Here is a 14423-nt window from a genome sequence, read left to right on the forward strand (position 1 = left end):
TCGAGACTTATAGCAAAAGAATTTTATAAAACAATTAAAAGTTCTTTAATTTTTCAAGCATTTTGTCATTAATTGCCATACTAGAAGCTCTTATTTTGATGTTTTTATTTTGTGATAGGTCAATTTCATTAATTAAGCCACCTGCCTCTTTTACCAATATTATGCCAGCAGCTATATCCCACAAATTTAGATCATTTTGAAAATAACCATCGTACCTACCAGCTGCAACATAGGCAATATCAAGTGCTGCACTTCCAGATTTTCTTAAAGGCAAATCAACTTCATTTTTTGAAACACCACCTGTTGCAAACAAGCAGCTATTAAGTTCTCTTTTTTTGGATACTCTAATTCTTTGATTGTTAAAGAACGCTCCACTTTCTTTTTCAGCATAAAACATCTCATCTTTTATTGGGTCATAAATTAACCCCGAAACTATTTCATCACCAGATTTTAAAGCAATTGAAATTGCAAAGTGAGGAACGCCATGTAAAAAATTAGTAGTGCCGTCTATAGGATCTATTATCCATGTATGTTCTTTATCTTTATTAGTTTCAGAACCATCTTCTTCACTAATAATAGAATAGTAGGGTCTTGCTTTTTTTAATTCTTCTATAATTATTTTCTCAGCTTTTAAATCAGCATTTGATACAAAATCAGTAGGGCCTTTGATTGAAACTTGTAGTTTTTCTATTTCTCCAAAATCTCTAATTAAAGCTCTAGACGCTTTTTCTGCAGCCTTTATCATAACATTTAGATTGGCTGATATTGATTGCATATAATTTATATTTTTTTGACATATTCCATAGTTCTCGTATCGACTATGATTTTATCTCCGCTTTCAATAAATGGAGGGACTTGAATATTCACACCATTATCTAAAGTTGCGGGCTTATAAGAAGAAGAAACTGTTTGCCCCTTTAAAGCAACATCAGTTGTATCAACTGTGCATGTTACTTGATTAGGTAATTCAACTGATAAAGGTTTTTCATTATAAAAACTTATACTGACATCTAAGTTTTCAGTTAACATTTTACCTTTTTCTCCAATTGTTTCTTTTTTAATATTTATTTGTTCATAAGATTTTGGGTCCATGAAATAATAATCAGTTTCATCGCTATAAAGATAATTAAATTTTGTTTCATCTAATGAAGCTTTTTCAACAGACTCACTTGATCTAAATCTTTCATTTAATTTTGTATTTTTATTCACACTTTTCATCTCAACTTGGGCAAAAGCACCACCTTTGCCAGGTTTTACATGTTGTGTCTTTAAAACTTGCCAAAGATCATTCTTATATTCAATTAACATTCCAACTCTAATTTCACTTGCGTATAATTTCATTTTAATTTTCTAATAGCTTCTAATGGTTTGTATTTTTTATTATTCCAAATGTAGCCTGAAATAGCCAAAAAGTTAGCTTTATTCAATAAAAGTTTTTTATAATTACTAAGCTTTATACCTCCAATAGCTACAATTGGTAAGGAGGTTATTTTTTTAATAGATTTTAATACAGTTAAACTGGCTCTATATTTAACTGTTTTAGTTTTAGTTGCATAAAATGCACCAAAAGCTAAATAATCAGCACCATCATTAATTGCTTTTTTTGCTAGATTTATAGAATTATGACAGGTCACACCAATAATTTTGTTCTTTAATATTTTTCTAGCTTTTATTAAGTCCATATCTTTTTGACCTAAATGACAACCGTCTGCATTTAGTTTTTTAGCAAGTAGAGGGTCGTCGTTGATTAAAAATTTAACTTTGTACTTATTACAAATTTTCTTAATTTTTTTTCCAATAATTAGTTTATTTAAATTTGTTTCTTTTTTAAGTCTTAGCTGAAAGAAACTTATTTTTTTTGAACTAAATACTAGAGCTAAATCATCGTAAAAATTTATATTAGATATTTTATTTGGAGAAATAAGATAAATAAATTTCTTATTTATTTTATTCTGCTTCAAGTTCTTTTGACCATTTACCTTGAGCTGCAAGTGTACACATATTTGCTCTGTGGTTAAAGATTTTTTGAGTGCCACTAGTATTGTTAATATCTTTTGCCCAAAATTTAAGTGCACTTTGTTGTAAAGCTCTACCATATGAATAAGTCATAATAAAATTTGTGTCATTATACTTATTAATTAGGTTTAAATTTTCTGTTGCTTCTACTTCTGTTTGTCCACCAGATAGAAAAGCAATTCCTGGCACATCAGTTGGTACATTTTCTTTTAAGCATTTTAGGGTAAGCTTTGCAACTTCTTCACTTGATATTTTTTTGTCAGCAGTAGCTCCTGCTAAAATCATATTAGGCTTTAAAATTACTCCACTTAAATCTATTTTATTAATCATTAATTCTTCAAAGCATTTTTTAATAACTTCAGAAGTTTTATTAAAACAAGTTTCGGCAGAATGATCTCCATCCATTAAAACTTCAGGTTCTACAATTGGAACCATTCCACATTCTTGGACTAAAGCTGAATATCTTGCAAGTGCATGAGCATTGGAGTGCACGGATAATTTACTTGGATATTTATCTGAAATATTAAAAACACCTCTCCACTTTGTAAATCTTGCTCCAAGCTTGTAATAATCTTGTAGTCTTTCTCTTAAGCCATCCAAACCTTCTGTAATTTTTTCATCATGAGAGCCTGCTAGAATTTTTGCACCTGTATCAACTTTAATTCCTGGAACTGCCCCAGACTTAGAAATTAATTCTGGAATAGTTTGCTTAGAGCTGGATGTTTGGTTGATGGTTTCATCATATAAAATAACACCACCAATAAAATCTTTCATTCCAGTTGATGAAAAGAGAGTTTCTCTAAATAAAAGTCTATTTTCTGGGCTGGAGGGAACATTAACGGATTCTAATCTTTTAGTCATGGTTCCATTGCTTTCGTCTGCTGCAAGGACTCCCTTGCCATTAGACAATATTTTTAATGCAATTTTGTTAAGTTCTGACATGTTAATTAAGAGCCTTTATACCAGGAAGTTCTTTTCCTTCAAGATATTCTAAAAAAGCACCACCCGCAGTTGAAACAAAATTAAAATTTTTAGTTGCTCCAATACCATTTAAAAGAGAAACGGTATCACCACCACCTGCAACTGAGTAAATTGTATTACTCTTATTTTTTTCAATAATCTTTTTTGCTATTTCAATACTTCCTTTAGCAAAGTTGGGATTTTCAAAATAACCAGCTGGCCCATTCCATAAGATAGTACTACTTTCTTCAATTAATGAATTAATAGCTTTAATTGTCTTGGGACCAATATCTAAAATTAACTCGTCTTTAGAAATATTATTTAGTTCCTTTATTTCAGCTGATCCATCTAAGTTTTTCCCTACAGCAACATCTTCAGGGTAAATTATCTTACAGTTTTCTTTCTTTGATAAAGAAAATATTTCTTCAATAATTTTATCACAATTATCTTCTTGAATAGATTTTCCAATTTCATATCCTTTATATCTAAGTAAATTATTAGCCATCCCACCAACTATTATAATATTATCAAATTTAGCAATTAAATTCTTAATGATATTAATTTTAGAAGATATTTTAGAGCCACCTATGATGCATGTTATAGGTCTTTGAATTTCAGATGTAATTTTAGTTAGTGCATCAATTTCTAAATTTAATTGAAGACCAGCGTATGAAGGAATAAATTTAGTGATTTCAAAAATTGAAGCATGAGCTCTATGCGAACATGAGAAAGCATCATTAACATAAATATCAGCTAGACTTGCTAAATGCTTTGCAAAACTATTGTCATTTTTTTCTTCCTCTTCATAAAACCTAAGATTTTCAAGTATTACAATTTTTTCATCTTGTTCATTAAATAAACCAGTAGAATTAATTTCTTTTATATTTTTTGAAACTAATTTTATATTTTGGTTCAGTTTATTTTTTAGATCTTCACATATTGGTTTAAGGGAGAGTTCGCTTACCACTTTGCCCTTGGGTCTACCCACATGAGATAGTATAATTATCTTTGCTTCACTTTTTAATAAAAAATTAATAGTAGGTAAAATTTTATCTATTCGAGTGGTGTCAGTAATTTTTCCATTATCTAGTGGAACATTTAAATCCAACCTAAGTAATACTTTTTTTTGATTAAGATTAGTCTCGTCTTGAATATTTCTCATTAAGAGATTTGATGAAGATGTTCTGCTATGTCACACATTCTATTTGAAAAGCCCCATTCGTTATCATACCACGCTGAAATTTTTCCCATATTTTTACCAACCACATTAGTTAAAGACAAATCAACAATTGCTGAAGCTGAATTATGATTAAAATCGATTGAAACTAATTTTTCTAAAGTAACTTCTAAAACTTTCTTTGATTGTTCCTTAGAGGCGATAGTAAATGCCTCATTAATTGTCTCTTTGCTCATCTCTTTTTTTGTACAAAAAACTAGCTCTATAAGGGAAACATTAGGAGTTGGCACTCTCATTGCAATGCCTTCAAGTTTTCCTTTTAATGAAGGTATAATCTCACCGATTGCTTTTGAAGCACCCGTAGAAGTTGGTACAATCGATTGACTAGCAGATCTTGCTCTTCTAGGATCTTTATGGGAATTGTCCAAAATTCTTTGGTCACTTGTGAATGCATGAATAGTTGTCATAAACCCTTTTTCAATTTCAAAAGTTTCATTTAAAATGTTAGCCACAGGTGCAAGACAGTTAGTTGTACAAGAGGCTGCAGAAACAATTTGATCATCTTTTGTCAAAATATTTTCATTTACGCCATAGACAATTGTTTTATCTGCATTTTTGCATGGAGCTGAAACTATAACTTTTTTGGCGCCATTTTTTATATGAGCTAATAATTTTTCTTTTGAATTAAATTTTCCAGTACATTCAAAAACATAATCAACATCAAATTTTTTCCAGTTAATATCTTCAATATTAGATTCTTGTGAAAATGTTATTTTATTATTATTAATAATTAAATGTTTTTCATCATAATTTAAATCGGCATTAAATTTACCATGAATAGAATCGTATTTAATTAAAGAACAGCTGGCTTCAGAGTTTGATCGGTTATTGATGTGTTTGATTTCTATGTTTTTGTTTTGGCTTTCTATGATAGCTCTAATTACCATTCTACCAATTCTTCCCATTCCATTGATGCCAACTTTTATTGTCATATTTAACTCTTTATTAGTTTTTTTGCTTTTTGTGAAATATTTTGAACTGTTAATCCAAAATATTTATAAATTTCTTTATAGGGTGCACTTTTGCCGAATGTATCAATTCCAAAAGCTAAACCCTCAGTTCCAATATATTTTTTCCAGCAATCAGTTGAAGCTGCTTCAATAGATATTTTAAATTTTGCTTCATTAAGAATTTTTTTCTTATATGCTTTTGACTGCAAATCAAAAATATCCTGGCATGGTACTGATATAACTTTAGAATATATTTTATCTTTGGCTAATTTATGGCTAGTCTCAATTGCTAAATTAACCTCAGAACCACTAGCAAATATCGTTAAATTAATTTTTTTATTTGTTCTTGAAACCTCATAAGCACCTAAAGAGCATTTGTTCATATTTGAATATTTTTTTCTAATAGGTTCAAGATTTTGTCTAGTTAAAGATAACACACTTGGTGTCTTCGAGTTTTTTAATGCTAGCTCCCAACACTCGATAGTTTCCATTCTGTCTGCTGGTCTAAAAACATTTAAATTAGGAATAGATCTTAATCCAGAGAGTTGTTCTATAGGTTGGTGTGTTGGTCCATCTTCCCCTAAACCAATTGAATCGTGGGTCATCACATAAATAACTCGCTGTTGCATCAAAGCAGATAAACGAATGGAAGGTTTACAATAATCAGAAAATATTAAAAAAGTTCCCCCATATGGAATAAATTTACTATGAAGTGCTAAACCATTCATTATTCCTGCCATGGCGTGCTCCCTAACACCATAGTGAATATAATCACCATTAAAATTAACAGAATTAATAGCGTTATGATATTTGGTTTTAGTGTTATTAGATCCCGCTAAGTCAGCTGAACCACCAATTAACGTATTATTTTCTCTCGTAAGAGCATTAAGAGTTAACTCAGAAGCTTTTCTTGAGGCTAGACTTTTGTTTTCTCTAAGAGAATTTTGTTTTTCACTTTTTAAAGCTTTAGAGAAATTATTTTTAAAGACCTTATCTACTAAATTTTTTTTTCTTTTATAAATTTTATTCCATGCAGAATTAAGTTTTGCACCCTTATTACCAATTTTTCTCCATTCATTCAAAATACTTTTAGGAATTTCAAAAGGTTTGTGTTTCCAATCTAATACTTTTCTAACTAATTTGATTTCATCTAAACCAATTGGACTACCGTGCGAAGAGGCTTTACCAGATTTATTAGGTGAGCCATAACCAATTTTTGTTTTGCATGAAATAACAGTTGGTCTTTTAGCATTTTGAACTTTTTTTAATGCAGAAAAAATTTCTCTTTCGTTATGACCATTGATTAGTATGTAATCCCAACCATAACTTTCAAATCTCTTTTTGAAATTATCTGAAACTGCCAAGCTAGTTGGTCCATCAATTGATATCGAGTTATTGTCAAAAAGCATAACTAGATTTTTTAACTTTAAGTGTCCCGCTAAACTCATTGCTTCATGGCTAATGCCTTCCATTAAACATCCATCTCCAGCTAAAACATAAGTTTTATGGTTTATTATTTCTTTACCAAGTTTTTTCTTCAAAATTTCCTCTGCAATAGCAAAACCAACTGAATTAGCAATTCCTTGTCCAAGAGGACCTGTCGTAGTTTCAATACCAGTACCAGGGTGATATTCAGGATGACCTGCACAAATAGATTTTAATTGTCTAAAATTTTTAACATCATTCAAAGAAATACTTTTGTACCCAGTTAGATGTAATAAAGAGTAAAGAAGCATAGATCCATGACCAGCAGATAAAACAAATCTGTCTCTATTTATCCAGTTAGGATTTTTTGGATTAAATCTAAGAAAATTTTTAAACAAAACTGTTGCTACGTCTGCCATACCCATTGGCATTCCAGGATGACCCGAATTTGCCTTTTGCACAGCATCTATAGATAAAAACCTTATTGCGTTTGATAAATCTTTATGTAATTTGTTCAAAAATATCCTATCTAGACTTAGAAGACTCAATTTAATAATATAAATATATATATATGAAAACAGACAGTGAAAAAGAAAAAAAGCTTAGTTTTGCACTTAATAAATTGAAGAGTTTAAATTTACAAAACCCAACGCTAAAGTCTAATTTAGAAAACTTAAACATTCAAAAAAATCAATTAGAAATTGAAAAAAAACAAATAGAAGAAAAATATCAAAATTTAGAAAGTGAATACAAAGCTCTTAATCAAAAATTAGAAGATATTAACCAGCAAAAAATAGAAGAACAAAAAAAAGAGACAGAATTTTCAGAAAAAATAGATGAATTAAATCAAGAAACAGATACTTTATTAGAAGAAATAGACAAATGGCAAATGTAAATATTAAATTTAATGGCAAAGAGTTTCTACTATCTTGTGATGATGGACAGGAAGAGCACTTAGAAGAATTGTTAACTCATATTAATGAAAAATTTAGCAATTTAAAGAATGACCTTGGAAACATAGGGGAAAATAAACTTCTATTGATTACTTCAGTTCAAATAATGGATGAATATTTTGAAACTAAAAAAAAGGTAGAACAAAAAAAAACTGAATTACAGAATTTATCAAATAAATTTAGAGAATTGAAATCATTAGTTTATGATTACAGAGATAGAAAAGAAGAAGAGATGAAGGAACTTCAACAAGATCATGAAAATTTTAAAAAAGAAATAGAAAAAAATAAAGAAGATTATGAAAAAATAATCGAAGCTGCAGCAGATGAAATTGAAAATTTTGTTGAAAAAGCAAATTTAGAAAATCCAATTCAGTAGATTTGTGTTAAAATCTGAATTAAGAAAAAAAGTTCTTAAAGTAAGAAAAAAATTTAATACAAAAAATATTCAGCTCAACTTCAAGCAAATTATAAAAATTCTTAAAAAAGAAAAAGTAACCAATCAGATTACGATAGGTGGATACTACCCAGTAAACTTTGAGATAGACGACTTGACACTGTTAAGAAAATTTAAAAATAATAAATTTAATATTTCTTTGCCCATAATTAAGAAAAACTTTCAAATGGATTTTTATTCATGGTCATTTTCTGAGCCTTTAAAAATAAATAAATATGGAATACCTGAACCAGAAGCTAAAAATATAGTATTCCCTGACGTTTTATTAATTCCCTTGGTAGCATTTGATAAAAATTTAAACAGACTTGGATATGGTGGTGGATACTACGATAGATTAATTGAAAAATTATCAAAAAAAAAAAATCATAAAGATAGGTTTGGCTTTTTCAATTCAAGAAATTGATAAAGTGCCAACTAATATGTATGATAAAAAATTAGATTATATTGTAACAAATAAAAATATTATAAAATGAAAATACTCTTTTTAGGTGATGTAGTTGGTATTTCAGGACGGTCGATGGTTTTGAATAATTTACTATCAAAAATTAAAGATGAAAAAATCGATTTTGTAGTTGTTAATGGTGAGAATGCAGCTGACTCAGGTGTTGGTCTTACAGAGGAAATATGTAAAGATTTTTTTAACTGTGGTGTAGATGTTATTACAACGGGCAATCATGTGTGGGATCAGAAAGAAACAATGGCTCATATTGAAAAAGAAAATCGACTTCTTAGACCTAAAAATTTATTTGAACCATCTCCAGGAAAAGGCTTTGGAATATTTACTGCTAAAAATGAAATGAGAGTAGGAGTGCTTAATTTAATGGGAAATGTTTTTATGAAGAAATGTGAAGATGTGTTTGAAGCAGCTGAAAAATTTATGAAAAAATATAAGCTTAAAGAAGATTATGATTTTTTATTAGTCGATTTTCATGGTGAAATAACAAGTGAAAAGTCAGCTATGGGACATTTTTTTGATGGTAAAGCAACATTGGTTGTTGGAACTCACACGCATATTCCAACAAATGATACTAGAATATTAAAAGGGGGTACTGCTTATCAAACTGATGCAGGAATGTGTGGCGATTATGACTCAGTTATTGGAATGAATAAAGAAAATTCAATTAATAGATTTTTAAAAAAAAAGTCCACAAAGCACTTTCCAGCAATTGGTGAAGCTAGTTTGTGTGGTGTGATTGTTGAATGTGATGTAGAAACAGGGTTAGCAAAAACTGTAAAAAATTTTATACATGGAGGAGAATTAAAAAATTCTCAATAATTATTATGTCGGGTCATTCAAAATGGGCAAGTATAAAACACTCTAAAGGAAAAGCAGACAAACAAAGATCTAAAGTATTTTCAAAATTATCTAAAGAGATAAGTGTAGCAGCAAAACTAGGTGATAAAGATCCTGCGATGAACCCAAGACTTAGATCTGCAATTCAAGCCGCAAAATCAGCCAACATGCCAAAAGATAATATTGAAAGAGCTATTGCCAAATCTTCGGTTAATTCTGAAACGAATTATGAAAATTTAAGATATGAAGGATTTGGTCCAGATAAAATAGCCGTAATTGTGGAAGCATTAACTGACAATAAAAACAGAACAGCTTCCAATGTTAGATCTATATTTGTAAAAAGTGGTGGCAATTTAGGAACTCAGGGATCTGCTTCACATAATTTTAATCAGTTAGGGATTATTAAAATTGATAAAAAAGAAATCTCAGATGAACAAATTTTTGAACTAGCAATTGAATCTGGTGCAGATGAGTGTATCTCAAATGATGAATTTCATGAAATTCAATGTCCTATGAGTGAAATTTATAATGTAAAAAAAAATTTAGAAAAAACAATTGCAAATTTTATTTCAACGGAGATTGAATGGGTTCCTTTAAATAGTGTAGATGTTGAAAAGGATAAAGTGGAAGCTGCAATAGAATTTTTAGAAACATTAGAAGATGATGATGATGTTCAAAGTGTTTATTCAAATATAAATTTTAAGAATAATTAATGCTTATTATTGGAATAGACCCAGGCATAACAGGTTCTATTTGTTTTTTTCAAGATGGTAAAATAATTGATGTTATTGAAATGCCCAATATGCCTGAAGGAAAAAAAAATAAAAAACAAGTTAATGGTGCTCAAATTTATTACGAAATTTCTTCAAGAATTAAGGATATAAAAAAGGAAGATATCAAAGTTATAATTGAACAAGTATCAGCTATGCCAGGTCAAGGTGTTACTAGTATGTTTAATTTTGGACAATCGTTTGGTATTTTAAAAGGAATTTGTTCTGCAATGCAATTACCAATGTATTTTGTAAGACCGACAAAATGGAAAAAGTATTTTAACCTTATTAATTCAGAAAAAGACGCTAGTAGAACAAAAGCAATAGAGGTATTTCCTTATTTTTCATCAGAGTTATCAAGAAAAAAAGACTCAAATAAAGCTGATGCGATATTGATTGCTAGCTTTTATTACGAAACTTATAAACTAGAAGAATAAATAAAGACTTTAAAAGTCAAATTCATGACACATTTAAGTGTGAAACCTTCAATATGGAAGCTGATATTACATCTCAAGCAGTAGGCCTTGCCTCAAATACTGATTTTTCCTTGTGGAGTTTATTTTTAAGAGCAGATTTTATTGTAAAGTCAGTAATACTTATGTTGATTGGCTGCTCTATATATTCATGGGCCGTTATTATTGAAAAATTTAGACTGTTTAAAAAAATTAATTTAGAGTCTGAGGAATTTGAAGAAAAATTTTGGAAATCAAAATCAGCCGAAACTTTTTACAATAGTTTGCCAGCTGATGTAGAGAACCCTACGGCTTTATTGTTTAAAGATACAATGCAAAGTTTATTAAAAGCCAAAAGTAAAACTAACCTAAATGAAAGAATGGCAAGCATACTTGAGGTTAATATTGAAAAACAAATTTCAAAAATAGACAAAGGTTTTACTTTTTTAGCAACAGTTGGTTCAACTGCACCTTTTATAGGTTTGTTTGGAACTGTATGGGGAATAATGAACTCATTCCAATCTATAGCAATCTCAAGAAATACAAGTTTGGCAATTGTAGCGCCAGGAATAGCTGAAGCTTTATTTGCAACTGCTCTTGGATTATTAGCTGCAATACCTGCGGTTGTTGCATATAATAAATTTAATAACGACTCAAAAAAATATTCACAAAGATTAGAAAATTTTTCTAAAAGATTTTTATCAATAATATAAAATGGCCTTTAATCTCAAACGTTCATCAAAAGAGCCTATGAGTGAAATAAATGTTACTCCATTTGTTGATGTAATGTTGGTGTTATTAATTATATTTATGGTAACTGCACCATTATTAACAGTTGGAATACAAGTTGATCTACCCGAAAGCTCTGCTGACTCATTACCTGAAGAATTAGAACCATTAACATTATCTATAAACTCTAAAGGTGAAATATTTATTCAAGAATCTAAAGTTGAGTATGATAAAATTATTGCAAAGATTTTAGCTGTATCTAAAAACAGAACAGACACTAGAATTTATGTTAGAGGAGACAAATCGATAAACTATGGTAGAGTTTTAGAAATAATGGGAATGCTATCTGGCTCCGGCTTTACTAAAGTAGCATTAATTTCTGAGCCATATAAAGAGAGGTAACTAAAGTGAATAGAAATATTGTTATTTCTTTTGGGCTTCATATATTTCTTGTGGTAATCACAGCTATGAGCTTACCATTCCTTGCTAAAAAACCGATTGATCTTCCTCCGATTATATCGGTTGAGCTGATTCAAATCACAGACAAAACTAATATTCCTTTTGCACCAAAAGCAAAAAAAATAATAGAGAAAGTTAAAGAAAAAGAAAAAAAATTAGTTTCTGAACAGGCACCACCAAAAAAAATAAAAAAACAAAAGCCAGATGCTGTTCCATTGCCAGATGAAAAAATAGAAAAAATAAAGAAAATTAAAGATGAAACACAAAACCCTGAAAAAGAAGAAACAGAAATTAAACAAATTTCAGAGTTTGAAAAAAAAGAACTATTTGACACTAATAGTATTGCTGCATTAATTGATAAATCTAAGACTGAGAGTGCAGAAACAAATAAAAAATCCAATCAAGTTACCCAAGATCAGGATAAAGATATGGATTTTTCTGGATTAACTTTAAGCGAAGAAGATGCTCTAAAAGCTCAAATTTTTGGTTGTTGGAGTATTCCTCTAGGGTTACCGTTTAACGAAGATTTATTAGTTAGAATTAAGTTACAATTAAAGCCAGATGGCTCTATTATAAAAACAGAGATTCTTGATCATGCTAGAATGAATAGGCCTGGACAGGGATTTTATAAAGTATTAGCTGAAAGTGCATTAAGAGCTATAAAGCTTTGCCAACCTCTTAGAGTACCTAGTACAGGTTATGAAAGATGGAAAGATATGCAGCTAAACTTTGATGCTAGAGAAATGTTAGAAGGATAAAAATGTTATTAAGATATTTATTTATATTATTTATTATTATTCCCATTAAAGCTTTTGCTTTAATTGAAGTTGATATTACTAGAGGAAATTTAAATCCTTTGCCAGTTGCTGTATCCCCTTTATCAATAGATAATAAGTCAAAAGAAAATTTTAAAAAAATTTTAAAACAAGAAGATTTAGGATCAGAAATTTCAATAGTTGTTGAGAATAATTTAAGACAATCTGGTCTATTTAATCCACTAGACAAAAATGCATTTCTTCAAGAACCAGATGTGGCTAATTTAAAACCAAGGTTCGAAGATTGGAATTTAATTAAAGCACAAGCTCTAGTGACAGGCAAGGTTACATTTGTAGATGAAAAACTAAGAGTAGAATTTAGATTATGGGATGTTTTAGCTGGAAAAGAAATGATGGCTTTAGCATTTACTACTGTTCCTAGTAACTGGAGAAGAGTAGGTCACATTATTACAGATAAGGTGTATGAACGCTTAACTGGAGAAAAAGGTTATTTTGATACCAGAATAATATACGTTTCTGAAGAAGGCCCTAAAACTAAAAGAATAAAAAAATTAGCAATAATGGACCAAGATGGTTTTAATAATAAATATTTAACACTTGGAAATGAATTAGTTTTAACACCAAGATTTAGCCCAACAAATCAGATGGTCACATATCTTTCTTATTTTAGAAATTTACCTAGAGTATATTTATTAGATATTGAAACTGGAATGCAAGAAGTAGTTGGAGATTTTCCTGGAATGACATTTGCCCCAAGGTTTTCACCAGATGGAAAAAAAATTATAATGAGTTTTGCTAAAGATGGCAATTCTGATATTTATACTATGGATCTTGAAAACAGAATTGTTGAAAGAATTACCAATCATCCATCAATTGATACATCACCCTCTTACTCACCAGATGGAAAACGAATTACTTTTAACTCAGACAGAAGTGGCTACCAACAAATTTATGTAATGGATAGTAATGGAAAAAATGTTAAGAGAATCTCATTTGGGAATGGTTTGTATGGAACTCCAGTTTGGTCTCCAAGAGGTGATTTAATTGCATTTACAAAGCTTCATAAAGGAAAATTTTATATTGGAGTAATGAGAACAGATGGAACTGGTGAAAGACTGCTAACAGAGAACTTTTATCAAGAGGCCCCATCATGGTCACCAAATGGAAGGGTTCTTATCTTTTATAGAGAAACTAAGACTAACTCTGAAGGAGAAGGATTTTCAGCCAAATTATGGTCTATTGATTTAACAGGGTACAATGAAAAGATGGTTGAAACCAAAACTGATGCTTCTGACCCATCTTGGTCGTCTTTATTAAGCAATTAGTCTTAATTTTACTTGATTTTTAACTTGAAAGGTCTAATTAAATATGAAAAATATAAAGTATTACAAAACAAGGATCAAGGAGCAACAATGAACTTAAGCAAGATTTTAAAAAATGGATTTCTAATTATTTTAGCAAGTTTAGTATTAACTGCTTGTGCTACAAAAAAAACAACAACAGGACAAATGCAAGGTGATGTTTATACAGGAACAGATTCTGTAGAATATTTAGCTTCTGGTGTTCCAGATAGAGTTTTCTTTGCAACAAATGAAACTATACTTACAACAGCTTCAAGAGAAACTTTAAGAAAACAAGCTGCATGGTTAAGAAAAAATTCAGATATTAATGTTGTATTGGAAGGTCATGCTGATGAAAGAGGTACAAGAGAGTACAACTTAGCATTAGGTGAAAGAAGAGCTAATTCAGCAAAAGACTATTTAATGACGTATGGAATTTCTTCAGACAGAATTTCTGTATTAAGTTATGGTAAAGAAAGACCAGTAGATTCTGGATCCAACCCTTTAGCATGGTCTAAAAATAGAAGATCAGTTACTGTTAAAGCGAACTAATCAAATTAATAAATTATAAAAGGACCCTATCACATTTGTGAATAGGGTCTTTTTTT

At 29.7% G+C, this 14423-nt stretch carries 17 protein-coding genes and 1 pseudogene; 11 read left to right on the forward strand and 7 right to left on the reverse strand.

Annotated features, from left to right (window positions below):
• Window positions 1–34 precede the first annotated feature (34 nt).
• The 7 genes from AC5SLW_RS00975 to tkt are packed head-to-tail and all read right to left on the reverse strand — an operon-like array spanning window position 35 to window position 7106.
• Complete coding sequence (locus AC5SLW_RS00975; RefSeq protein WP_494575338.1) at window positions 35–775, reverse strand: inositol monophosphatase family protein; 741 nt, start codon at window positions 773–775, stop codon at window positions 35–37.
• A gap of 5 nt (window positions 776–780) precedes the next feature.
• Window positions 781–1341, reverse strand: coding sequence for an elongation factor P (gene efp, locus AC5SLW_RS00980; protein ID WP_494575340.1), 561 nt, complete (start codon window positions 1339–1341; stop codon window positions 781–783).
• Complete coding sequence (gene thiE, locus AC5SLW_RS00985) at window positions 1338–1961, reverse strand: thiamine phosphate synthase (RefSeq protein ID WP_494575342.1); 624 nt, start codon at window positions 1959–1961, stop codon at window positions 1338–1340. The genes efp and thiE overlap by 4 nt, the downstream gene beginning before the upstream one ends.
• Window positions 1948–2958, reverse strand: coding sequence for a class I fructose-bisphosphate aldolase (locus AC5SLW_RS00990; RefSeq protein WP_494575344.1), 1011 nt, complete (start codon window positions 2956–2958; stop codon window positions 1948–1950). Before AC5SLW_RS00990 ends, thiE begins: the two co-directional genes overlap by 14 nt.
• Window position 2959: 1 nt before the next feature.
• The gene (locus tag AC5SLW_RS00995) at window positions 2960–4138 is read right to left on the reverse strand and encodes a phosphoglycerate kinase (protein WP_494575346.1); all 1179 of its coding nucleotides are present in this window, start codon (window positions 4136–4138) and stop codon (window positions 2960–2962) included.
• Entirely contained in the window at window positions 4138–5145 is a 1008-nt protein-coding gene (gene gap / locus AC5SLW_RS01000) for a type I glyceraldehyde-3-phosphate dehydrogenase (protein ID WP_494575348.1), read from the reverse strand. The genes AC5SLW_RS00995 and gap overlap by 1 nt, the downstream gene beginning before the upstream one ends.
• Window positions 5146–5147: 2 nt before the next feature.
• Entirely contained in the window at window positions 5148–7106 is a 1959-nt protein-coding gene (tkt, locus tag AC5SLW_RS01005; RefSeq protein ID WP_494575350.1) for a transketolase, read from the reverse strand.
• A 53-nt stretch (window positions 7107–7159) separates the two neighbouring features.
• Here tkt and AC5SLW_RS01010 point away from each other — a divergent pair, with 53 nt between their 5' ends.
• The 11 genes and pseudogenes from AC5SLW_RS01010 (at window position 7160) to pal (ending at window position 14367) form a co-directional block, all read left to right on the forward strand.
• Window positions 7160–7483, forward strand: coding sequence for a coiled-coil domain-containing protein (locus tag AC5SLW_RS01010; protein WP_006997316.1), 324 nt, complete (start codon window positions 7160–7162; stop codon window positions 7481–7483).
• On the forward strand, window positions 7471–7917 hold the full coding sequence (locus AC5SLW_RS01015; protein WP_494575352.1) for a cell division protein ZapA: 447 nt from the start codon (window positions 7471–7473) through the stop codon (window positions 7915–7917). Before AC5SLW_RS01010 ends, AC5SLW_RS01015 begins: the two co-directional genes overlap by 13 nt.
• Before the next feature lie 4 nt (window positions 7918–7921).
• Window positions 7922–8468, forward strand: a pseudogene (locus AC5SLW_RS01020) (5-formyltetrahydrofolate cyclo-ligase).
• A complete protein-coding gene (locus AC5SLW_RS01025; protein ID WP_271627236.1) occupies window positions 8465–9271 on the forward strand; it encodes a TIGR00282 family metallophosphoesterase in 807 nt (268 codons plus the stop codon). Before AC5SLW_RS01020 ends, AC5SLW_RS01025 begins: the two are co-directional and overlap by 4 nt.
• A gap of 5 nt (window positions 9272–9276) precedes the next feature.
• On the forward strand, window positions 9277–10002 hold the full coding sequence (locus tag AC5SLW_RS01030) for a YebC/PmpR family DNA-binding transcriptional regulator (protein WP_020169140.1): 726 nt from the start codon (window positions 9277–9279) through the stop codon (window positions 10000–10002).
• Window positions 10002–10496 (forward strand): RuvC family protein, encoded by a 495-nt coding sequence (locus AC5SLW_RS01035; RefSeq protein WP_271485875.1) that lies wholly within the window; start codon window positions 10002–10004, stop codon window positions 10494–10496. The genes AC5SLW_RS01030 and AC5SLW_RS01035 overlap by 1 nt, the downstream gene beginning before the upstream one ends.
• 53 nt (window positions 10497–10549) lie before the next feature.
• Window positions 10550–11224 (forward strand): protein TolQ, encoded by a 675-nt coding sequence (tolQ, locus tag AC5SLW_RS01040; RefSeq protein WP_018413880.1) that lies wholly within the window; start codon window positions 10550–10552, stop codon window positions 11222–11224.
• A 1-nt stretch (window position 11225) separates the two neighbouring features.
• Complete coding sequence (gene tolR, locus AC5SLW_RS01045) at window positions 11226–11642, forward strand: protein TolR (RefSeq protein ID WP_006997309.1); 417 nt, start codon at window positions 11226–11228, stop codon at window positions 11640–11642.
• 5 nt (window positions 11643–11647) lie between these two features.
• Entirely contained in the window at window positions 11648–12457 is an 810-nt protein-coding gene (gene tolA, locus AC5SLW_RS01050) for a cell envelope integrity protein TolA (protein WP_494575355.1), read from the forward strand.
• 2 nt (window positions 12458–12459) lie between these two features.
• Window positions 12460–13800: a Tol-Pal system beta propeller repeat protein TolB gene (tolB, locus tag AC5SLW_RS01055; RefSeq protein WP_494575357.1), complete on the forward strand. Its 1341-nt coding sequence runs from the start codon at window positions 12460–12462 to the stop codon at window positions 13798–13800.
• A gap of 24 nt (window positions 13801–13824) precedes the next feature.
• Window positions 13825–14367 (forward strand): peptidoglycan-associated lipoprotein Pal, encoded by a 543-nt coding sequence (pal, locus tag AC5SLW_RS01060; RefSeq protein WP_494575359.1) that lies wholly within the window; start codon window positions 13825–13827, stop codon window positions 14365–14367.
• Window positions 14368–14423 lie beyond the last annotated feature (56 nt).

Source organism: Candidatus Pelagibacter sp. PS_40, from assembly GCF_059417765.1.

What these genes read in the sequence shown, in the direction of transcription:
- AC5SLW_RS00975 (WP_494575338.1), bottom strand. Translation starts at nt 775, where the DNA reads ATGCAATCAATATCAGCCAATCTAAATGTTATGATAAAGGCTGCAGAA.
- efp (WP_494575340.1), bottom strand. Translation starts at nt 1,341, where the DNA reads ATGAAATTATACGCAAGTGAAATTAGAGTTGGAATGTTAATTGAATAT.
- AC5SLW_RS00990 (WP_494575344.1), bottom strand. Translation starts at nt 2,958, where the DNA reads ATGTCAGAACTTAACAAAATTGCATTAAAAATATTGTCTAATGGCAAG.
- AC5SLW_RS00995 (WP_494575346.1), bottom strand. Translation starts at nt 4,138, where the DNA reads ATGAGAAATATTCAAGACGAGACTAATCTTAATCAAAAAAAAGTATTA.
- gap (WP_494575348.1), bottom strand. Translation starts at nt 5,145, where the DNA reads ATGACAATAAAAGTTGGCATCAATGGAATGGGAAGAATTGGTAGAATG.
- AC5SLW_RS01010 (WP_006997316.1), top strand. Translation starts at nt 7,160, where the DNA reads ATGAAAACAGACAGTGAAAAAGAAAAAAAGCTTAGTTTTGCACTTAAT.
- AC5SLW_RS01015 (WP_494575352.1), top strand. Translation starts at nt 7,471, where the DNA reads ATGGCAAATGTAAATATTAAATTTAATGGCAAAGAGTTTCTACTATCT.
- AC5SLW_RS01025 (WP_271627236.1), top strand. Translation starts at nt 8,465, where the DNA reads ATGAAAATACTCTTTTTAGGTGATGTAGTTGGTATTTCAGGACGGTCG.
- AC5SLW_RS01030 (WP_020169140.1), top strand. Translation starts at nt 9,277, where the DNA reads ATGTCGGGTCATTCAAAATGGGCAAGTATAAAACACTCTAAAGGAAAA.
- AC5SLW_RS01035 (WP_271485875.1), top strand. Translation starts at nt 10,002, where the DNA reads ATGCTTATTATTGGAATAGACCCAGGCATAACAGGTTCTATTTGTTTT.
- tolQ (WP_018413880.1), top strand. Translation starts at nt 10,550, where the DNA reads ATGGAAGCTGATATTACATCTCAAGCAGTAGGCCTTGCCTCAAATACT.
- tolR (WP_006997309.1), top strand. Translation starts at nt 11,226, where the DNA reads ATGGCCTTTAATCTCAAACGTTCATCAAAAGAGCCTATGAGTGAAATA.
- tolB (WP_494575357.1), top strand. Translation starts at nt 12,460, where the DNA reads ATGTTATTAAGATATTTATTTATATTATTTATTATTATTCCCATTAAA.